The sequence below is a fragment of the Noviherbaspirillum galbum genome (assembly GCF_010974945.1).
Classification (GTDB): domain Bacteria; phylum Pseudomonadota; class Gammaproteobacteria; order Burkholderiales; family Burkholderiaceae_D; genus Noviherbaspirillum; species Noviherbaspirillum galbum.
Map to the genome: position 1 here is coordinate 42,120 of NZ_JAAIVB010000011.1, position 19,730 is coordinate 61,849.

General features: G+C 55.6%; 17 protein-coding genes and 1 pseudogene. 6 read left to right on the plus strand and 12 right to left on the minus strand.

Translation table 11 applies throughout. The annotated features are described in order from the left end of the window. Nucleotides 1–96: 96 nt before the first annotated feature. Entirely contained in the window at nucleotides 97–2,880 is a 2,784-nt protein-coding gene (locus G3574_RS03240; protein ID WP_163960586.1) for a hybrid sensor histidine kinase/response regulator, read from the plus strand. A gap of 271 nt (nucleotides 2,881–3,151) precedes the next feature. Further along, nucleotides 3,152–3,791, plus strand: a pseudogene (locus G3574_RS03245) (tyrosine-type recombinase/integrase). Between the two features lie 123 nt (nucleotides 3,792–3,914). On the opposite strand, the gene G3574_RS03250 reads toward G3574_RS03245, so the two are convergent. Then, nucleotides 3,915–4,910: a hypothetical protein gene (locus G3574_RS03250; RefSeq protein ID WP_205609649.1), complete on the minus strand. Its 996-nt coding sequence runs from the start codon at nucleotides 4,908–4,910 to the stop codon at nucleotides 3,915–3,917. 95 nt (nucleotides 4,911–5,005) lie between these two features. Then, entirely contained in the window at nucleotides 5,006–5,167 is a 162-nt protein-coding gene (locus G3574_RS03255) for a hypothetical protein (protein WP_163960588.1), read from the minus strand. A gap of 253 nt (nucleotides 5,168–5,420) precedes the next feature. Here G3574_RS03255 and G3574_RS28920 point away from each other — a divergent pair, with 253 nt between their 5' ends. Continuing rightward, on the plus strand, nucleotides 5,421–5,714 hold the full coding sequence (locus G3574_RS28920) for a transposase (RefSeq protein ID WP_163960730.1): 294 nt from the start codon (nucleotides 5,421–5,423) through the stop codon (nucleotides 5,712–5,714). Between the two features lie 498 nt (nucleotides 5,715–6,212). On the opposite strand, the gene G3574_RS03265 is transcribed toward G3574_RS28920, so the two are convergent. The 9 genes from G3574_RS03265 to G3574_RS03305 form a co-directional block, all read right to left on the minus strand. After that, nucleotides 6,213–7,625 carry a sensor domain-containing protein gene (locus G3574_RS03265; protein WP_163960589.1) on the minus strand — a complete coding sequence of 471 codons (1,413 nt, stop codon included), beginning with the start codon at nucleotides 7,623–7,625 and terminating at the stop codon, nucleotides 6,213–6,215. A 336-nt stretch (nucleotides 7,626–7,961) separates the two neighbouring features. Next, complete coding sequence (locus tag G3574_RS03270; RefSeq protein WP_163960590.1) at nucleotides 7,962–8,597, minus strand: cupredoxin domain-containing protein; 636 nt, start codon at nucleotides 8,595–8,597, stop codon at nucleotides 7,962–7,964. A gap of 8 nt (nucleotides 8,598–8,605) precedes the next feature. After that, nucleotides 8,606–9,064: a group I truncated hemoglobin gene (locus G3574_RS03275; RefSeq protein WP_163960591.1), complete on the minus strand. Its 459-nt coding sequence runs from the start codon at nucleotides 9,062–9,064 to the stop codon at nucleotides 8,606–8,608. Nucleotides 9,065–9,074: 10 nt separating this feature from the next. Next, complete coding sequence (locus G3574_RS03280; protein ID WP_235952964.1) at nucleotides 9,075–9,968, minus strand: DUF3034 family protein; 894 nt, start codon at nucleotides 9,966–9,968, stop codon at nucleotides 9,075–9,077. A gap of 472 nt (nucleotides 9,969–10,440) precedes the next feature. Continuing rightward, nucleotides 10,441–10,872, minus strand: a complete 432-nt coding sequence (locus tag G3574_RS03285) for a hypothetical protein (RefSeq protein WP_163960592.1) — start codon at nucleotides 10,870–10,872, stop codon at nucleotides 10,441–10,443. Then, entirely contained in the window at nucleotides 10,869–12,941 is a 2,073-nt protein-coding gene (locus G3574_RS03290) for an integrase (protein WP_163960593.1), read from the minus strand. The genes G3574_RS03285 and G3574_RS03290 overlap by 4 nt, the downstream gene beginning before the upstream one ends. After that, a complete protein-coding gene (locus tag G3574_RS03295) occupies nucleotides 12,938–14,479 on the minus strand; it encodes a site-specific integrase (RefSeq protein WP_163960594.1) in 1,542 nt (513 codons plus the stop codon). Before G3574_RS03295 ends, G3574_RS03290 begins: the two co-directional genes overlap by 4 nt. Further along, nucleotides 14,472–15,761, minus strand: a complete 1,290-nt coding sequence (locus G3574_RS03300) for a site-specific integrase (protein WP_163960595.1) — start codon at nucleotides 15,759–15,761, stop codon at nucleotides 14,472–14,474. Before G3574_RS03300 ends, G3574_RS03295 begins: the two co-directional genes overlap by 8 nt. Further along, nucleotides 15,762–16,097 carry a hypothetical protein gene (locus tag G3574_RS03305; protein WP_163960596.1) on the minus strand — a complete coding sequence of 112 codons (336 nt, stop codon included), beginning with the start codon at nucleotides 16,095–16,097 and terminating at the stop codon, nucleotides 15,762–15,764. Nucleotides 16,098–16,347: 250 nt separating this feature from the next. Between G3574_RS03305 and G3574_RS03310 the strand changes: the two genes are divergently transcribed. Together G3574_RS03310 and G3574_RS03315 are read left to right on the plus strand one after the other, a co-directional pair. Continuing rightward, the gene (locus G3574_RS03310; RefSeq protein ID WP_163960597.1) at nucleotides 16,348–17,763 is read left to right on the plus strand and encodes an adenine nucleotide alpha hydrolase family protein; all 1,416 of its coding nucleotides are present in this window, start codon (nucleotides 16,348–16,350) and stop codon (nucleotides 17,761–17,763) included. Nucleotides 17,764–17,856: 93 nt separating this feature from the next. Beyond that, a complete protein-coding gene (locus G3574_RS03315) occupies nucleotides 17,857–18,534 on the plus strand; it encodes a hypothetical protein (RefSeq protein ID WP_163960598.1) in 678 nt (225 codons plus the stop codon). A gap of 132 nt (nucleotides 18,535–18,666) precedes the next feature. Here G3574_RS03315 and G3574_RS03320 read toward each other — a convergent pair whose 3' ends face one another. Continuing rightward, nucleotides 18,667–18,819 carry a hypothetical protein gene (locus G3574_RS03320; protein WP_163960599.1) on the minus strand — a complete coding sequence of 51 codons (153 nt, stop codon included), beginning with the start codon at nucleotides 18,817–18,819 and terminating at the stop codon, nucleotides 18,667–18,669. A gap of 47 nt (nucleotides 18,820–18,866) precedes the next feature. Here G3574_RS03320 and G3574_RS03325 point away from each other — a divergent pair, with 47 nt between their 5' ends. Beyond that, nucleotides 18,867–19,718: a hypothetical protein gene (locus G3574_RS03325; RefSeq protein WP_163960600.1), complete on the plus strand. Its 852-nt coding sequence runs from the start codon at nucleotides 18,867–18,869 to the stop codon at nucleotides 19,716–19,718. Nucleotides 19,719–19,730: the final 12 nt, after the last annotated feature.

The following is a 19,730-nucleotide window of genomic DNA, read 5'->3' on the forward strand; positions in this document are numbered from 1 at the left end:
CCATCTTCATTCACGAGACAGTGAGGCGGCAGGCATTTTTTGCTTGAACCGTCTGCTGGCGGATTCTGTTGGCTCATTTCATGCGAGTATGGGTGTATGGAAAACAAAGCCGACTACGAGGCGCTTTTTCGCGCAGGTCCTTATCCGCATCTGGTCGTGGATAAATCATTGACGATCATTGAAGCCAACGACGCGTACCTCAACGCTACGGGAACAACCAGAGAGCAATTGATCGGGCAATGGGTGTTCGACACCTTCCCGGAAAATCCCGCTGATCCGTCTTCCACGAACGTCAAACAGGTCAAGTCTTCGATGGAGCGAGCCATTGCCACAGGCACGCCCGATACCACGCCGATACTGCGCTACGCGGTGCCCGTGTCACGCGATGAGGGCAACGGCTTTGAAGCTCGCTACTGGAGCGCGGTGCATACTCCCGTGCTCGGACAAGATGGCGAGGTTGCTTTCGTCGTCCAGAACGCGCTCGATGTCACTCACCTCTATCGCATGAGCCAGGATCCCCAACTGGCGTCTGGCAGTCCGCCGGCGGCCAAAGACTTGTGTCTGGACAGTTTTGGCCGTGCCCAGATGCATGAAGCGATGATGCGGGTTCTAAAGGATGAGCGCAGCCATCTGCGCAACCTGTTTAATCAGAGTCCAGGCTTCGTCGCAGTGACCATGGGGCCATCGCATGTGTTTGAGATGGTCAATGATGCTTACTATCAATTGGTCGGTCATCGTGACTTGCTCGGCAAGCCAGTATTCGAGGCGCTGCCGGAGTTGCTAGAGCAAGGATTTAAAGAGCTGATTGACGCCGTGTACCAGACTGGCCAGCCATGGGTCGGTCAGGGCATCAAGGGATATGTCAGGCCGACGGAAGGCGGACCCATGGTCGAGCGCTATGTCGACCTGGTGTACCAACCGTTCTATGATGCCAACGGCAAGGTCATCGGTGTTTTTTCCCAAGGCCACGATGTTACCGATGCCTACAAAGCGCGTGTTGCCGAGCGGCAGGTCGAGGAACGCTGGAAACTGGCGCTGGAGGCGTCCGGAGGTGGTGTCTGGGTATGGGATATTCCGAATGGCAAGGTGGAAATCTCGCATACCTGGAAAGCCATGCTCGGTTACGGCGACACCGAGGTCGAGGAAAGTTACGATGGCTGGAGGCGTCTGGTTCACCCCGACGATCTGTCACAGACCTTGTCCGCACTGGATAAGCATGCCGCAGGAGAGACCGAAAAGTATTCTGCCCAATACCGTATGCGCCATAAAAATGGTAGCTGGGTATGGATTCTGGGACGCGGTGCCGTTATCGATCGTGACGCCGATGGCAAGCCATTGCGCATGATCGGCACCAATACCGATGTTTCGCATATCAAGCGCATTGAGGAGGAATTGCGCATCGAGCGCGACCGCAGCCAAGCTGTCTTCGATACGATGACAGAGGGTTTTTTGATGATCGACCAGGATTGGATCGTCTTGTATATCAATGCGGAGGGGCTGTTGCTCAGTGACCTGGATGAACGGCAGGTTATCGGATATCACCATTGGGAGATCTGGTCAGAGCTTGTTGGCTCCGACGTAGAACGGCTGTACCGCCGTGTCATGCACGCACGTACTCCCGAATCTACCGAGTTTCATTATTTTTACCCGAACGGAAAGACTGCATGGATTGAAGTCAGGGTTTATCCCGCCATGGATAACGGACTCGCCGTCTTCTTCCGGGACATATCCGGTCGCAAAGAGGCCGAGGAAAAGCTAAAAGATGCCGACCGGCGCAAGGACGAGTTCCTGGCAATGCTGGCGCATGAGCTAAGGAATCCGCTCGCCCCAATTGGCGCGGCCGCCGAGCTGCTGCAACTGGTCAAGCTCGATGAGAATCGGGTGCAGAAAACGAGCGAAATCATTGGACGGCAGGTCAGCCACATGACTGGCCTGATCGACGACCTGCTTGATGTCTCGCGGGTCACCCGTGGCCTGATCGAACTGGATAAGGTGGCGCTGGACATCCAGCATGTGGTGGCGGATGCTGTGGAACAGATCCGTCCCTTAATCCATGCACGTAGACATGAGTTGACAATCCGCTTGGCACCGCAGACAGCCATTGTGATGGGGGACAAAAAACGCCTGGTTCAAGTGCTCGCCAATGTGCTCAACAATGCGGCCAAGTACACGGCCGAAGGCGGCCATATCATCCTAAGTACCTCCGTGCAGGAATCGGATGTCCTGATCCATATCTCTGATGATGGTATCGGAATGAAACCAGAAACGGCGCAGCATGCGTTCGATCTCTTTGCCCAAGCCGAGCGCACATCCGACCGCTCCTCCGGCGGGCTGGGACTGGGACTTGCCTTGGTGAAAAGCCTGGTGGATCTGCACGGTGGCACAGTCACTTGCCGAAGCGATGGGCTTGGGCAAGGCAGTACATTCTCGATCTCCCTGCCACGCCTGCGTGAACAGGCGCATCCTGACGGGACACTACATACAGAAAGCGCCTCGCAGTCGGCATGTGCTCCTTTACTGCGAATATTAGTGGTCGACGATAATGTCGATGCGGCCGACATGTTGAAGCTGTTGCTTGAAGCGAAGGGACACGAGGTACTTGTAGAGCACGGTCCGTATCAAGCATTGGATCGGGCCAAGCTCTACCGGCCACAGGTCTGCCTGATCGATATCGGACTGCCGGTCATTGACGGTAACGCATTGGCGCGACGCCTGCGACTGCAGTCTGAAAACGTCTCGACTGTGCTCGTTGCCGTCACTGGATATGGACAGGACAGTGATCGAGCAAGCAGCTTGGCTGCCGGGTTTGACTATCACTTCGTCAAACCAGTCGACATGTCGAAATTGACAACCTTGCTATCCGCAATCAGCAAGAGCTGAGGGGCAACTGCGGGTTGGCATGAGCCTGTCGCCGCAACTCAGCTAAGTTTGACCATCACCTCGTCAAACCAGTTGATAGCGCAGCACTAGCCTCGATTCTCTCTACAATAAGGACGAACTGGGGGGCGGGTTTGGGTCGGCAGTGACGCTTCAGGGAAAGTTTTTTGTTGACCGGAGAGCGCCAGATAGCCGCCATTCATGTGGAGAGAAAGTTTCAGGGGTGAAATAACGCGCAGAATAGGATTCCGACCGTTCAACGATGGAGGATCCTATGAAGGTCAATACCGCTGTCGCTCTTTCCACCTCTACCCACACTCCCTGGAACAAAGGAAAGCTGGTAGGCCAAAAGGCACCGTTGAAGCTTAAGGAAATCTGGGCCATCCGAACGCGATTGCAACTTGCGCAGCGCACACGCGACTTGGCTCTATTTAATCTGGCTATCGACAGCAAGCTTAGAGGGTGCGACCTAGTGAAACTCAAGGTCAGTCAGTGACGTGGCGCAGGGTGGTCGCATTGGCCATCGCGCCATCGTCCTGCAGCAAAAGACCCACCGTCCCGTGCAGTTCGAAATCACCGAACAAACCCGAATAACATTGACTGCATGGATCGACAAGGCTCACCTTACCTTTGGCCAGTTCTTGTTTCCTAGCCGGATAACGACTTCCGAACACCTGTCAACACGGCAGTACGCGCGCATCGTCGAGTTTTGGGTTGATTCGATTGGCTTGGACCCGGTTGCCTATGGAACGCACACGATGCGAAGGACGAAGGCAACACTGATTTATCGGCGAACCAAAAATCTCAGGGCCGTGCAACTGCTGCTGGGCCATACCAAGCTGGAGAGCACGGTGCGGTATTTGGGGATCGAAGTTGACGATGCATTGGAAATTGCAGAGCAAACCGAAGTGTGACTTTGATTTGGCCGGCAGGGCTTCACCGAAAGAGGCCATGCAGGCCGGGTGCTTCCTTCGCCTCCTGTGTCATCGAAGCAGAAGGTCTGAAAAGGGCGTGATTACAGTCGTTCCAATATTTCGTCACAAACGGACATTTCGGCCAAATACGGACGATGGGACTTGCTTCTGGTTTAAGCAGAAACCTTGTTTTAAATCTAAATCATCTGCAAATGAAGAAAGTAATTCCTTAGTGATCGCAGTTTCATGAGAAGCTGAAATACGACTCACTGCTCCCCTTCCAGTTTTCGTATAAACAGTATTAGTGGCACCTTCTTTGATTTCAAAGCGAGCCACAGCGGAAGAGAGCACTGCTGATGGGATAGCGGGTTTTGCATCAGCATAAAGAATAGAATCGGCATCCTTTGCCGCATTTACATCGTCAAGCTCACCCTGCGCCAGTTTTTTAGCAATTCGGTGCAGTCTGGCCAAATCCTTGAAGATGCCGATCGCAAACCCGGAACGACCCCCACGTTCATCATTGATGAGGCTGTCCAAGTAGGGGCCAATTTCTTCGGTTTCCCATAAATTGGCTAGCTTTTCTCTTACATGTTGCACGTCGCCCAATGAGGCTAATTCAGTCCACTTCGCGCGATCATGCCAAGACGGAACTTCGACGTTGAACCATTTTAATATCCTCTCAGCAACCATTTCATAACTTGAACAGTCGTTTAACGCAACATATACCTCGAGCAATGCAATCCAAGGAATGGGGGAGGACACTCTTTCTAGGTTCACGAACGGCGCGAGAAATTTCAACGCAATGTCCGGACGCTTCGCCACAAGCCACATTTCAATCAAGTCGAGCATCTCAAGCAGCTCGTCAATTTCCACTTTTCCATCACCAGAAATTTTGAGCAGGCCGGAGCTCCCTGAATCCTTGTCTTCTACGTTGAAGAAGTCTGAAGGTTCATAAGTTGAAACAACATCTGGATCTTGGAAGGCCGTTAAGGAATTATTAGAGCTAGCAGACTTCTTCCCTGCTCGTGGCATCGCACTCTTTCCGCGCGTTAAAGATTGTGAGCAAAGTCGTATGTGATGAAAGTTTAGCATTTGCCGACCAATGGCCCACGCGTACATGATTACTCCGAGGTACCCTAGCGCGATCAACCAAAGCAACAAGTTCAAAAATTTTTGTTCCAAAATTTTTCCAATCGCTTACAGCATTAACTACTTCAAACAATCATTACTGTCACTTGACCGAAATGTCCTTGGTCTTGCTGCCCAATGGCAGGTAGCTTGCCTATGTTCGGTTCAATTGCCTGTGCAATTGCCGCCGGTATAGTGCAGGCTACAAGGGCATAGGCCACCACACCAGCCATTCCGAAGGACTTCATATTGCCTCCCTGATAACATCCCACCCGCGCCGCTCTGCACCATCACGACAGATACGTAGCGGCCTTGAAATTGGATTCGGGAAACGCAAAATCTGAACAAGGTGTGACGACTTTCTTGATCGATGGCAATCAAACCGAATGTCGGCTTCCAGGATTGGGTGGAGAACGGTCTGAGTCGCACGTTGCCTGTCGCCACTAGATTGTTAAGGTCGAAAAGGTGACTTGAAGCCGCCGGCGAACTGAAACCAAGCAAATCCCGCGTCCGGCCAGTAGCTATCCCTCAAGATGGTTCACTTCACTACCGTGCACCAGAGATTCGACAGAGGCACGAAATAAATCGCGACTTGTTGGGGATCGTGCCTATGACGGTGATCCGTTCAATGACAAGATTGCCGCAAGCGGCATTGAACTGATTGCACCACACCGCGCTGGCCGCGATCGCAAACCGACCCAAGATGGTCGCAAGTTACGACGCTATAAGCGCTGTTGGAAGATCGAGCGGCTGTTCACATGGCTTAACAAATACCGAAGCGTCCTCACCCGCTAGGAACATGACGGTACTCGGTTCACTGGCTTTGTTCATCTCGCGTTTTTTATGATCTTGCTGCGAAGATGTTTATGAAATTAGCTCTAGTAAAGAGCGCGATAGCGATTTTTCAGGATCGCTCTTCGGCACACCTCCATCACTTCACGAAGCGATGAGCCATCATTGAAAGTCAGTTCAACGCTCACACCTCGGCCTTTTGTGTGCGTAACCAATACCAGTCGGCCGGAATGTTTCCCGAGTTAGGATTTACCGCAGAATTGTTTTGTTAAGTGCCTTACCCTTACCTGATCTGCCATCACGCAAATAGTGATTTTTCATTCGAACTTTGGTAACTCGAACCGGCAGCACATCCTGCTGGCCTCAAAAATGATGACGTTTCCCAGAGACGTCGCCAACCTTGTTATCCGGTGCGTTGCCGGGAAGACCAAAGACATCGCCTTTAAACATGCGCCTCCGGCGCTACTATCTGTCTGTGACGCTAGAGGCATGACAATAAATTTAACCATGCCGCTCGATTTGTCGTGCCAACATGTCGGCAAAGACATACATGACGCCAAGGTCGCGCTCATTGAGCGACTGGTCGGGAGTTGAACTGAAGCAACAGTACGTACCGTAAATTTCGCCGTTGTTCAGGCGTATCGGCACGCTCAGGTGAGCGCGCACTGGCACCAGTTGCGTTGCTGGCAGTGACATCGCTTCGGTATTATCGAACGCATCAGGGATGATCTGGGGCAGCCGGCCGTCCACCACGCGCGCGCAATAGCTATCCTCCACTGGGTCCGATCCGCCGACCACGATGGGCGTAACCCCGTTCTGCGCGTCGATTGACATGAAAACGCGCTTTCCGTTGATAAAGCGAGACACGAACGCCACCTCCATGCCCAGGTGCTGGCGGATTGAGCGCAGTGATTCCTGCATGAATGCGACGAGTTCCAACTCCCTTCGCGCAGTGGTGGCCACGAATTTAACTAGCGGCAACGGCGTGGGCTCAAGCCGTTGAAGCACAGGCGAACTTTCACCAAAGATGCGGAAGGCATTTCGCCCTGACCGCTTGGCTTGGTACATCGCTTGGTCCGCCCGGCTAACAAGCGCCGCTGCCACCGATTCGTCGCCTTCGTAGAACGAAATTCCGATGCTTGTCGTGACGGCTATCTGGCCGGTTGCCAGCGCAAAAGGTGAGCGCATGTTATCGAGGATTTTTTGCGCCAAGGTGGACATCCCTTTTTTTGCGTCGATGCCCTCGACGACGACCACAAATTCGTCGCCGCCCAGCCGGGCTGCAAAATCCACTTCACGTAGGCTTGACCGCAAGCGCCTTGCGAACTCCCTGAGGATGGCATCACCGCCCTCATGCCCGAGCGTATCGTTGACCATCTTGAAGTGGTCGATATCCATAAAAAATACGGCCATAGGTTTTCGCGTGCGCTTGGCGCGTGCCATAGCTTCATGTAGTCGCTCGTTGAAAAGCAGGCGGTTAGGCATCTGCGTCAGGAAGTCGGTGGATGCAAGTTGACGCAATTCGAATTCCGTCCGCTGTTGCCTGGACATGTCATGGATGAACGCGAAGAACACTCGCTGACCACTCTCCATCGTCGTCGAAACTGTCATTTCAACGGGAAACAGTTCGCCATTGCGGCGTTGCGCGGTCATCTTGGCTCGATTGTTCACTACAACCCCATGCCCAGTGGCTTGGTACCGTGCCATTCCAGCCTCGTGTGCCTGGCGCTGATCAGCTGGAACAATCAGGTCGCCCAACGGTTTGCCAAATGCCTCCGCGTGCCGCCAGCCGAAGATGCGCTCGGCCATTGCATTCCAGTGCGTCACCTCGCCGTTGGCGTTAATGGCCACAAACGCATCATGAGATGTTTGTATGATTGCGTCGAGAAGGGAAGTAAAGGAAGTGGAAGACAAGGCGTTCCCCGGCAAGGCAGAAGCGCACATTTTATTTTCCTATAGTAATAATTTGTAAAAAAACTTTGTTTGTGCGACCCTGATACTAAGAGGTACTTACTTTGATGCCCTACGCTACAATCCGCTAGCACTTGCGGAAGACTACATTAGGATATTCAATTAAAGTAAAGCGGACATGAGCAGGTTGTAGACATCTCTGCTCTACCTTTTGCGTTGGTTTGATTTTCAAAAATCTTCGGAACCGCCGTCCGTTTTATGGAAGACGGGACAAGAGAGGCGGATTCTACTGCTTGCATTTTGCGAACATTGTCGAGATCGACACGGGTAGTGTAGCGACTATTTCGGCCCTTTTAACTTTTTCGGCACAAAGTCGAAGTCAAATGCGAGTGGCTGAGGCACGCCGCCTGAAATCTTCACTCTTTGAAGCAATGGCTGCCGCACTGTACCCATGTCGGGATGCCACGCACGAACCTCATAGGTTCCGTCGGGCAGTCCCTCCAGCATAGTCATACCGGTTTCCATGGTCTTGTTGAAATGCGGCGTGTCCACCACCAGCACGTAAGCACGCATCCAACCGTGCAGCATGCAATACACAATCACCACGCCCGGCTTATCGAACACGACCGGCGGTGGGGTACCCTTATCGTAAATCTTGTACTCGAACTCCTTTGCAGAAGAGAACGACTTGACGTGATGTTCAATCTTGTCATTGTTTGGAAAGCGGATCGCGGTCCCTGTACGCACCACGGTGACATAAGGCGTGAACTGCAGATTTTCCTGTGAGATGCTGGCTGTGGCATGGGCAGCAGCCGGCGGCAATGCCGCACCATCGGCCGGCGTCGCATAGATCACCACGTTGGACATCATCGCGCCGGTCTTGTCAGTTGCCGTGGCTGCCAATGCACCGGCATGTGCCGGCAGCATGGCGACGGCCGCGGAAGCGGCCAGGATGGTGAGCAGTAACCGCATCATAGGGCGCGTCATTTGGTGACCACCTCTCGCTGCATCGGGGCGAGCTTGGCAATCAGCTTGTTTTGAATGCGCGACGGCACGCCGTATTCTTCCATGGCGAGCTGCAAGTCTTCGGCCAGGGCATTGAATTGTGCGTTGGTGATGATGAAATCTTCATGAGCGGTCTTCATGTCTTTACCACTGTACTTGCAAGGACCGCCGCCGAGATGGCAAAACTGCTCGGCCAGCAAGGTGCCCAGCCGCTCCATGTCCGTGTCCTTGAAGCTGTCCTTGATCCGATCATCGGCCAGTACGATCGGGAGAAAAATCTGAACGATCTTCTCGATGCCAGGCTTGCCGCCCATCCCCTGGAAAACTTCGTCCGATGCGGCAGTGGATTGCGCGTGCGCAGCGGGTGCAGTCATGACCAGCAAGCCCGACCAGCAGGCAAGCAGGGAAAATTGCAGCGCGCGTTTGAATAGTGTCATGCTAGCTTCCTCAGAAACCGACTTGCAGCGAGAGGTAGAAACCCTTCTGGCGCTGCGGATTAAGGATGGTGATATCGCCCAGCCACGCGTAGGCGGCAGTGACGGAGACATTCTTGTTCGGGAACCAAGCGAGAAATGCGTCGTAATAATCTTTCTCGTTATCGACCTTGAGGTTGTTTGGCTTCATCCGGTATTCGACGCCGCCGGCCAGCCTGCGGTTGAAGAGGTAGGCGGCCGAGGTCTCGAGCATGGGCTGGTACTTGTCGCTCTTATCCCCGCCGAAGCCGAGCAGGCCCATCTGGTTGGCCTTGGTGAAGCGCAGCGTGCCGTTCAGCACCAGGCTGCGCTCAAGCAGAATCTTGGTCGCCGAAACATAGTAGTCAACGCCGCTTTCCTTCATCGCGCCGAGCTGCTTGACACTCGTTACGCCAGGCAGCCCACTGACGCCGTTGTTTTGCTTGAACATGGCACCGACAGCGATCTGCGGCAGCCCGCTGTCCTGCGTGTACACCGCGTCACCTGCCACGCGAAGCTTTACCCCGAGTATGTTTTGCCTGATCCTGAGTCCATCAAGCGCGCCGCCGGTACCCTTGAAAACCTGCTGCGCCACTGAAAATTCGACGCAATCGGCAAATCCGACCGCGGCGCCCACGGTATCAAGGGCATAGTCCTGCGTGCGTACCGTCGTGTAATGGGCGTTTGCGCCGAAGCTATCACGTGTACCATAGCCGGTGATGAGAGCCCAAGGCGTGAGGCCGCCTCCGCCAGCGCCCTCGATCTGGCTGACTCCCCCAGTGGCAAGCAGCTTGCCCATGTCCGGTTGCATTGCCTGCGCCAGTGCCGCCGGCGCAGTGCCGACCCCTAGGGCACAAATCAGCAACCCCGCCATTCCAAGCGATTTCATGTTGTCTCCCTGACAAGATAACACCCGCGCCTTTTTGCGAGACCGAGGTAGATACGCAGCAAGCTTGCAATTGGATTCAGGAAACTAGTGAAAGGAGGAAAGAAGGAGGCGGCTACTGTCTCGATCAATGGTGATCAAACTGATCATTAGCTTCTGGTAACTAGCCAATACTAGTCTCCGGCCAGGTCTTATGAAAACGCTTTGATTCAACTTCCACGAACGACTGATAATGGCAAGGGGCGGGATAAAGCGATGGCAGAAATGGGTTCAGGCCGTGTGAAAACGGCTTAAGCAGGTAGGTGAAAGGCAGCTTTCGGCCAAGCCCACTGTCGGTTGTGGGTCGATTGCCGGCAGTCAACTTAAGATCGTCAGTGGCCGCTTCTTGCTGCATTGCGGACTATACCCACTTGCCAAACTGCTTTGACTCCGTCCATGTGAGGAAGTCGCTGCAACGGCGAAGACCTGGCATTTTTCATTTGTGCGGCCGGGACGCCTTGTTCCCCTGACGGTTCGTCGGCGGCAGCGCTTGGTTCAGGAAAGCCTCCGTCAGCCCACGCGTACTGGCGTTGTACGCCCATCGGACGAACTGTTCCAGCAGCAGCGCCTCTCGCTTTTTTAGCCCCGCGTTTTCCAGCTCCAGCCGCTGAATACGCTCCATCGACGCCTTCAGCGCGGCCGACACTGGCCTGCCGCCGACGGCATCGGGTTTGCTCGCCCGGTAGGTTTCGTAAGCCACCCGGATCCGCTCCTGCTTGAACAGCGCCTGGCGCGTGTAAGTGGCGTGCATTTTCGCGGCCACGGCCTTGATGAGTGCCGGCCAAGTCAGTCGTCCCTCCCAACCATGGATGATTTCGATGATCTTGTCGATCCGTTGCGCAGTGAGATTGGGCGAACGTTTCATCATCTCAAAGCCTTTCTTGGGGCCGCGCCAGGAAGCGTCGGCGTACCGGAGCCTTCGAGGTGCATGCGGTCCAGCAGCGCCCCTTCGGACAAGGAATAGGTGTTCGTGGCGCTCAACTGGACCACGGCGCCGTCCGCCACCGTAGGATCGGTCAGGATGGCCAGCAGCTGCTCCATACGGTTGACGGCAGCCTGGTTCGTGGCCACCCAGTCTTCAGCGCCGTAGACCTCCTCTACGACTGCCTGCTGCGCCCTGACGAGCATCTGTTTTGTTTCTTCCAGCGCCTGCCGGACGCGCTGCGTCTTGTCAGGTATGCCCTTGATGCAGACGTGTTCCCGGCAATCGAGACACTTGCGGAACATTTCGCAGGGGGTGCTGGTGAAGTCATGGATGCAGAAACCGTACAATGTGACATGCGCGGTCGGCACCGCCATGGTAGCGAACTCGACGCGGCTGACCGGCAGGTTCTTCGGGATTTCGGCCAGCGGCCCGATGGCCTTGGCATGGTCGCCGACGGCCTCGCGGAGCTTGGTGACGATCTCCTCGCTGCTCACATGGTCATAGGCCACGTTTTGGTGGACGCTCGCGCGGCCACTCCACTTGGCAATGTCGACCTGAGACAGGTTGGCGCCTTGCGCCAAGGTGTTAAGCCAATGGCGGAATTGATGGCTCCGCATGCCCAACTTCCCCTCGGCGTCGATACCCACTCGCTGAAACACGGTCGTGCTACCGGAAAGTTTGTTTTGGCCCAAGGCGCATCCAATGTGATGGTATTTCACGACCTCAAACATACACCGGCTGCCATCGCCGTCACTCCGATTCCCGAATAACCCTCCCGGAATGACTAATAGCGCCTCTGAATACTTTAGATCTCGACCCTCGTCGTAAATCGGGAACCCCGGCGGCAGCGTGTTGACAATATGGCGCTCAATGTCAGCAAAACGAGCGGCTTTTATTTGTATTTCACCCTGTATCGGGTGTTGAAAGGGGATATAGATGAAAGGAATACCCGCTTTCTGCATCCAGCTTCGCACTGCTCTCTTATTAGGCGCAAGATTGACAATTTGCCAAACTTTATCAAGGACCATGATGTCCTGATCTCTCAAATGCTCCAATTCAGGCGGCAAGAATAGTTTTTCAGGGTTTTGCTCATACCATCGTGCCATTTCACGAGCTGGTTCCGTAATACGCCTGATTCTGGCAAGCGCCTCACGGACGACGTCCGTCATTCCAGGAAGTATCCACTTGATATGGTCAGCCGCCCCTTTTGAACCGGCCCAGCGTAGGCCAAGATACTTACGCCCATCCTTCCCATCCTGCTCAACTTCGCAGTTCTCCGGCAGCACCATTACTTCGTTGATGCGCTCCGGCGCTGAGCACAAGATGGCAGCGACCGATGTAATCAAGACATCGCGGGGCTCCGCAGCGAGATGAAAGGCTTGAGCGAGCCCGTCCAAAGCAGCAGGATCTGGCATTTTCTGTTGTCGGCGCTGCTCGAACTCCGGCCCGACTCGGCCACCCGTCGCTTTCCGGATGCGCGGGTAGTGCCAGTTGTGAAGAGGGGCGTAGACCATTCCTTTTTCATCAAGATAACGGGCAATCTTGGCCAGCATATACCCCGCTGACTCGTTATCCCCTACATCCGTCTTTGCCCTGATAAATTCCGCTGCCTTGTTAAAAACCGATGCGTCGCAATCTACAAGGCTTTGCACGTCAAGCTGCTGAATTGCCTCGTTCAGCGCGCGAAAGGCTGTTATAGCGAAAGTAAACGATGCGGATGCACGATTCCCCAAGTTGCTGCGTATGTACGCCTTGGCAAAGCCCTTGACCTGGTCGCAGAAAGGAGCGCCGCCTTCCTTGAGGCGTTGGGAGAAGTGGATCGTGATCGTCCCTTGTTTGGAATTTCGGTGCCCCTTCTTCGAGTAGTAGTCGGTGACGTCCCACCAGTCGGTATCGAAATTAAGGTTGGCGCCGAATGAGGTTAGATCGTTTCTGGCGTGATCAATGAACTTGGCGAGATTGCCCTCGGCGTCCAACTTAACGCGCGGAATAAGTGGTATGGCCTCGCTCATACTGCACCCTTTTCAGCAGCCGTGCGGCAGCGATTGACGACATCTGCGACCGCAAGGACGGTCCTGTCATTGACAGACGCGATACGTATATCGGTGAGCGTCAGCAGTTCCTCTCGCTCAGCCAGAAGTCGTTCAAGCAGGGCTTCGTGGATGCCGTCAAGCCACGGATTAAAATAGGCACAGGTGTAACAGGCAAGAGGCGCTGCCAGCCCGCAGAAGTCGAACTTGCCGCAGCCGCCAACTGCTTCAAGTCGTTCTGGGGTGTCGAGATGGATGATGCGCACATTACCTTCAGACAGGTCTTCCGGGCGAGTCATCAAAGTGCCGGCGAATGCCTGTGCGATTGGCGCAACCTTGAGCGCGAGCGCTTTATCGATGCGTTCCATGATTTCGGGACGGGCCTCGATGTAAACGAGACTTGAATCAACCCAGCTATGATCCATCAGTTCGGCAATAACGGCGGCGGGCAACCCTTCGGCGGCAGCACGTGATCCGAACGTTCGCCGAATCCGGGTCTGAAATAGTTCCATCTCCTTACCGGTACGAGCCGAAATTACACGAAGACCGCTGAGTAGCTCCGAAATCTTGGAACTTGCGCTTTTTGCGTTGTGATGTCCTTTAAGTCCAGTAAGCACGACGCGACTGTCGTGCAGTGCTTTAGTCGTGGATGGGAATAGAGGTGCCTCATCTGGATCAAGCCCATTGTTCGCCGCCCACTTCGTCACAATGTCGATCTGCTGCTCCAACAACGCACCAATGGGCGGCGCAAGCTCTCGTGTCTTGAACAGCGTCCGCGGGCGGATATTTCGGCCTTGTTTGAGCCGTGTAACTTGAAGCAAATAGATCCTTGATCCGTCAGAGCGACGGCCAATGCTCAAGTCCTTCACCTTCATCATCGCTAGCTGCATCGATCGGCATCCGAGGGAAATGCCAAGGGCCATCATGGCATAATCTGAAACGGACATCTCGCCGGAGGCATACGCTTGCCGAAGCGCCGCTATCACGGATTCGTATTCAATATCCGTCAGGGGACCACTCGTTGGATCCATCGTCAGCACCGCTGCGCCAATCTCGTGGTGTTTGGTTTCCAGTGTCGGGAGCAAGAGTAGAAGATCGTGAGACAGTCCTCCAATTCCTGTCTTTGCCCATTCGACCAGGATGTCGCGCGCTTGGCGAAGGAAATATTGTTGATGGTTCGGCAACGAAGCGCCATAGTTTTCCAGATCTGCGGCGGTCAACTGGTTAATTACGCGAGTGGGATCAGTCGTTACGAGAAATTTTAGAATCCCGCGCGTCCGGCTCAGCAAGCGCACGAGCCGTTCAGGCGCATTCGCCAAAAGCAACGCTGCAAATGCATCTCGCGCTTGGTGGCAAAACTCTTGGGAGGCGCCAGGCAAGTTGGTAAAGTTGAAGCAAACCGCCCCGTGCGCAGTCGGAATCTTCCAGCTTAGCGCCGATGGATAAAACTCAATTCCGTCGATGGTGCGGGCAGCAGCCTGCGGTACACTGGGAGCACGCGCGGTCATGGCTTTAGTCATCCTGCTCTCCCTTCGTCGCCTCTCCCACCACGGCTTGCTGTATCTTCACGGATGCTTCGGTCGCCTGGCGTCGTGTCCGGCGCTTCAGATAGTGGTCGGAGCTATTCGAGAAGTCGGACCAGCCCATGGCATGGTTGCGGGCGCGGCGTTCGTCCTCCGGCGCCAGTCCTGCCTTGTCGGCCACCTCGGAGAAGTCTTCGTTCCAGGTATGCCGTAGGACATGCGAACTCAAGCCATCGCCTACTGCTGGGTGTCGCTCGCGTAGCGTCCGAAAGACCTTGGAGAGCGCTGCCAGCGATAGCGGCAGCCCCGTATCGTCGGCGACGAACAGGAAATCATGCTTCCGGGCTCCCCGCAGGCTGGATCGGTGCTTGACGATGTGCTCGTGGGTCAAATAGGCCAACTCCTCGCTGATGCCGATGCCCCGTTCGCGGGTCTTGGTGTTGGGTTGGTACTTTCGAGGATCCTTTTTGTCGTCCGGCCGCCGGACAATTTCTGCCATATTCCGGCGAAAATTGAGCAGCTTGATTCGCAAACCAAGCAGCTCGCCCCGCCGCAGTCCTGTACCAAGTCCCCACAGGACGATGAGACGGTTGCGCTCGCGGACGAACTCGCCCTCCCAAGGGTTGTCCGGGCAGCGAGGATCGACCACACGAAGCAGTTCGGCCTTCTGTTCCGCTGTGAGGCTTAGGCGGCTGGATTGCCCTCGCGCCTTCGGCGTGCGGGAGCGCAGACGACCAAGAAACTCCCGTAACAGGTCCATATACTCGGTCTTTTGCTCAAGCGTCTTGCATACCTGCCGGGCCGCACGATGCCCCAGCCATTCCAGGTACGCGCCGGCATAGTAAAGACGGATGGCAACAGTGCTGAGAGCGACCGTGGATTCCTTCCTGGTCTTAACAGCACGACTGCGCACCTTATCGAGGCTAATCACCTTCGGGGCTGCCACTTCCATATTTCGGCCGCCGGTTGGCGTGCTGTCCATTGGAAGGTAGGCTGTCCGAACGAGGTCGTCCAACTCGTGCAGGTCAAGAAACCGCGCCGACGCGAACCGCCCTTCCAACTCTATCTTCCGTTCCCCGATGAAGGTCAGGAGAAACTGGACGCCGCGCAGCGCCTGCTCGATTGTGGCTGACGAGCCGGTGTTCGGGCGGATATCGGTACAAGCGTAGACACAAGGGTCGTAGAGCGGAATTCCGGTGGCAGCATCCACCAGGACGGGCATCCTTTCACCGTCCTCGAACACCGTTGTGCGGACCGCGTAATTGACAGTGTCGCTCATCTACCGCTCCTGCCGCGCAGTTAGGGCATCCAGGCAGACCTTCACTGCCGGCACGAATCCCAGTCCGGTGACATGCCGGGCAAAGTCGATTGCGCCTCCGCCACCGCGGTTGGCTGCTTCTGGCGGAAGCAGCTCGTTGACGAACTTCTCGTCTGTGACGACGAACCGGAAGTCCCGTCCGCCATAGGAAACGTGCACACGGCGGCTCTTACGTCCGGGCTCAAGCGGCTCATAATCAGCGTCGACTTTGTAATAAGCGCCGAGAAAATCCAGTACGGCCGAGAACTTCACTTCGCGCGCCGCATCGATCTGCTCCTGACCCCACGGACCACCCATAAAAGCACTCCTGAACAGCACTACTGCTTTAAGAGATATTTCTAACCCATGGAGCACTTATTTACACATTCGACTGGTGCACCATATGTTGAAAAGCCTACCATAATGTTTTCCGGTAGACAACAAGCATAGTGCGCGGGAGTATGCGTCGAAGATCGGAGTTGTTACCACTTTTGATGGTAGTAACCCTAACAGTTCCGACTGGAAGCTGACCCCACAAATTCGCTTGCGCACCCGGCTGGCCAAGGACATGGCTGCTCGCGGTTACCGGGAAATCGTGACCTTGATCGGTACGCGCTTTGACGAGTCCGAAGCCAGGGAGCGCGCGATGCGCGACCGACAGGAAAGCGAATCCATGCCGGTGCGCGACAATGCCGGCCACCTGTCATTGTCGATCATCGCTTCGTGGAGCACGGATGATGTGTGGGAATGCATCAGCAGGTTCATGGACGAGGGAACGGCGCCATTTCCGCCAATTGCCCCCGCCCGCACATTTGTCCGCCTTCACCAGCTCTACAAGGACGCGAACGAAGGTACTTGCACCATCGTCCTGGGTGAAGGCGGCAACCGGGCCGCTTGCGGGGCGCGTACAGGCTGCGCTGTGTGCACGCTCAGTGGAGAGCGCGACAAGAGCATGGAGTCCATGATCCGGGAGCCGCAGTACGCGCACCTGGCCGGGCTGAACCGCTTCCGCAACCTGCTGCTGGAAAACCAATGGGATTTGTCCAAGCGCGAGCTCGTGGGCCGCACCATCAGCGACGCGGGATACATCCGTATTTCCCCGGACACGTATTCCTATGCGTACCGCATCCAGCTGCTTCGTTACCTGTTGACGCTGGATGCCATGGAAGCCGATCGCGCCGAGCAGCACGAAGCCGATTACGTGGCAGGCCGCATTCCCCGCACCCCGGAGAATGAAGAACTGTGCTCGCCGCAGTTCGAGTTCGTTACGCCACGAAAGCTCGTGGCTGTCGATTTCCAGCTGTCGATGCATCACTTTTGCGACGGGGCTTTCCCGGCGATTCGCGAGTGGTTCAACGTGCGAACGCTGGGCAGGCGGTATCACATGCCAGCGCCAAAAACACCCGTTCCCAAGCCGGCAATCCCGGTCCATGGGTGGTACAAGGTTGGCGCCTTTGATGCGGAAGTGCCTACTTGGGGCCTGTACTCGTTTGAGGCCGAGAAATGGAATCGTTACCGCCATTCCGACCGCTCAAGCGCCTATGCGCAATCCACACAAGGCGAGCGCATGGTGTATTTCGAAGAGGCGGACCAGATGGAGGTGGACCCGATGGATGCCAACTTGTTTGTCACCGCAACTTTCGACATGCAGATGTACCAGCAGGCACAATGGATGGATCCGCTCGAGTCGGCGCGGTTCTGGCTCAATGAGGGCTTTTTGAGGCTTCCCTCTGGCATGTCGGCGGTCTACCAGAACATGGCGACAAGGGCGCAGTACTTCCGCCACCTTGCAGAAAAGCTCAACGTCACGCCAGCGGAACTGGATCAGCACCTGATTGCCAATGGCATTTCGGAAGCTCAGCATACGCTGCTGCTTCGCTCGACTGCTGCTGACGACATGCCGCTGTTTGCCGTTCTCGACGAGGAACCGGTTGCCGATCATCCGCCAACCGATCTATTCTCCGCTGAAGAACTGTTTGCTTGATCCAAAGCCGCTACCCATCCGGGTGGCGGCATTTTTTTTGTCCGCACATTTCCACGGGCCAGGCGACTTGCCTGCTACTTTGGAGATACCAAGATGGACATTTTCGTTCGCAAGGGCGAGCCGACGCCCGACCTGCTTAGTACCTGCAATACCCTGTATTTCGAAGACCCGCACCTGAGTTATCACTACAGTCACACCGGGATGCGCGTGCGCCTCTTGGACAACGCCTTCAAGCCTGGCGCGGTCGTCCGGTGTTACTACGTCGAGTCGCGCTTCAATAATCCGGTGGCCACCTACAACCACATCAGCCGGGAACTGGGCGGCGACGTGCGGCCGGAAACGATCGCGCAATACCTGTCGACGCTTTCCTTTGCCGCCGGGCGGTACGGATTCGAGCCGATCGACGTGTCCGACGAAGTGAGGTTGCATTACTCCGAGGGCAATGGCACCAACACTTTCAGCCCCTTCGCCCTGGACCGTTTGAAGCCGCTCAGGGAGGTGCCGGCGAAATGGACGATGGCGCATGCCAAGCGCGCATTGGCAAATCACCAGTTCAGGAACCTGCGCTGCAACGGCGTCTATTCGGATGACTACGCCTACGACGCCGCCGTGGACTTCCATCGCGGCCCGGTGGATCACCTGGTCATGCTGGAAAAGCTGGTGGAATCCCCGTCTGGCTGGTGGACATCGCTGGATGGAAACGGCAGCGTAAGCCTCTGTTGCCACCACTTCGATTCAAATTCTTTCCAGTTGGAAATGCAGCCGTATTGATCCTTATGCCCGCTTGTCTTCGGACAGGCGGGTTTTGTTTTTGGGGTTCAACGGTGACATCGCCCGCACAGTTGGTCTATGCTGAAAGCTTGAACGACGAGGATCCCAATGAATCGATTTTCCGATGCTTTTTCAAACATCGACAAAAGGATCGACAAGATGGCGATCGGCATTTCCCGATTGCAATTGATGGCGGGCGCTTGCATGGCGCTGAACCTGTTCATTCTGTTCGCGCTTTTTGTAAGCTAACCGCCAAAGAACGATTCCTTTTTCATTTTTCGACATTTCTCCTGCTCTGCCAATAGTGGCAGGCACTCATCTAGGAGAAAACCATGTCGAAAGACGTATTTGCCCAAATCGTGCAGCAAGAGCGGGAAAAGCGCCAAAACGAAGCCGCGCGCAAGCAGGCATGGCACAAGTCTGCAGGCGACCTCGTCAAAACCTTGCACGCGACCTTCCTGCAGTTCTCGGATTGTCTGCTGGACTTGGCGCTGTGGAACGGCACCCCGCTTCGGAACGTGCAGGATGACGGCACTTTGCGGGCCGACGGTATCCGTGTTCGCTACAGGAACGCGGACAAATGGCAATGGCTGGACCTGAAGGTGGTTGCGGAAACGGAGAAATCCCGTCAATCCGTGACGCTGGAACAAGGTGGACAGGGCATGGGCGGTGATCACGAGGTGTTGGTCCGGTTTCCGGAACAAGCAACGCCCACGTATATGTGCAGATCGCTCCTTGAGGCGCTGATGCCGTACCTGCAGTTGCCGGAGCCGCAGCCAGAGGAAAAACCGCAAGACAAGGATGACGAGGCGCAGACAGGCCAGTGGCGCCCCATGTCGATTGCGTTTTCCCGACTGGACAGGCTGGAAATCACCAATCTCGCGGTGCTGCACATCGATACCTTGCACAACGACGCTGACCAGGCTATCCGCGCCATCCGGCGTGCTGTCACTGCTTGGGTACAGTCCAGCCAAGCAGGGAAGGTTGTCTATGCCGGCGCAGACGACGATCTGAACATCGGCGATCTTCTTGGGCATGACGCCCTGGAGGACAAGGATCTGCTGGCATTGCTGCATGCGCATGGCGTGGTCGTGCACGATGTCGACGATCCAATCATCGTGCCCTACGACCGCGTTCTGGTGGATTCGATCATGGATGCCGATGATGGCCAGATTGAGCGCTGAGCGACGGCGGCT

Bases quoted from the DNA above. Each gene is read 5' to 3' on its own strand.
- G3574_RS03305 (WP_163960596.1), bottom strand. From the start codon at position 16,097: ATGGGTGGTCCGTGGGGTCAGGAGCAGATCGATGCGGCGCGCGAAGTG.
- G3574_RS03285 (WP_163960592.1), bottom strand. From the start codon at position 10,872: ATGATGAAACGTTCGCCCAATCTCACTGCGCAACGGATCGACAAGATC.
- G3574_RS03325 (WP_163960600.1), top strand. From the start codon at position 18,867: ATGTCGAAAGACGTATTTGCCCAAATCGTGCAGCAAGAGCGGGAAAAG.
- G3574_RS03320 (WP_163960599.1), bottom strand. From the start codon at position 18,819: ATGTCGAAAAATGAAAAAGGAATCGTTCTTTGGCGGTTAGCTTACAAA.
- G3574_RS03315 (WP_163960598.1), top strand. From the start codon at position 17,857: ATGGACATTTTCGTTCGCAAGGGCGAGCCGACGCCCGACCTGCTTAGT.
- G3574_RS03275 (WP_163960591.1), bottom strand. From the start codon at position 9,064: ATGACACTATTCAAACGCGCGCTGCAATTTTCCCTGCTTGCCTGCTGG.
- G3574_RS03300 (WP_163960595.1), bottom strand. From the start codon at position 15,761: ATGAGCGACACTGTCAATTACGCGGTCCGCACAACGGTGTTCGAGGAC.
- G3574_RS03310 (WP_163960597.1), top strand. From the start codon at position 16,348: ATGGCTGCTCGCGGTTACCGGGAAATCGTGACCTTGATCGGTACGCGC.
- G3574_RS03290 (WP_163960593.1), bottom strand. From the start codon at position 12,941: ATGAGCGAGGCCATACCACTTATTCCGCGCGTTAAGTTGGACGCCGAG.
- G3574_RS03280 (WP_235952964.1), bottom strand. From the start codon at position 9,968: ATGAAATCGCTTGGAATGGCGGGGTTGCTGATTTGTGCCCTAGGGGTC.
- G3574_RS03240 (WP_163960586.1), top strand. From the start codon at position 97: ATGGAAAACAAAGCCGACTACGAGGCGCTTTTTCGCGCAGGTCCTTAT.
- G3574_RS03255 (WP_163960588.1), bottom strand. From the start codon at position 5,167: ATGAAGTCCTTCGGAATGGCTGGTGTGGTGGCCTATGCCCTTGTAGCC.
- G3574_RS03250 (WP_205609649.1), bottom strand. From the start codon at position 4,910: ATGTACGCGTGGGCCATTGGTCGGCAAATGCTAAACTTTCATCACATA.
- G3574_RS03295 (WP_163960594.1), bottom strand. From the start codon at position 14,479: ATGACTAAAGCCATGACCGCGCGTGCTCCCAGTGTACCGCAGGCTGCT.
- G3574_RS03270 (WP_163960590.1), bottom strand. From the start codon at position 8,597: ATGATGCGGTTACTGCTCACCATCCTGGCCGCTTCCGCGGCCGTCGCC.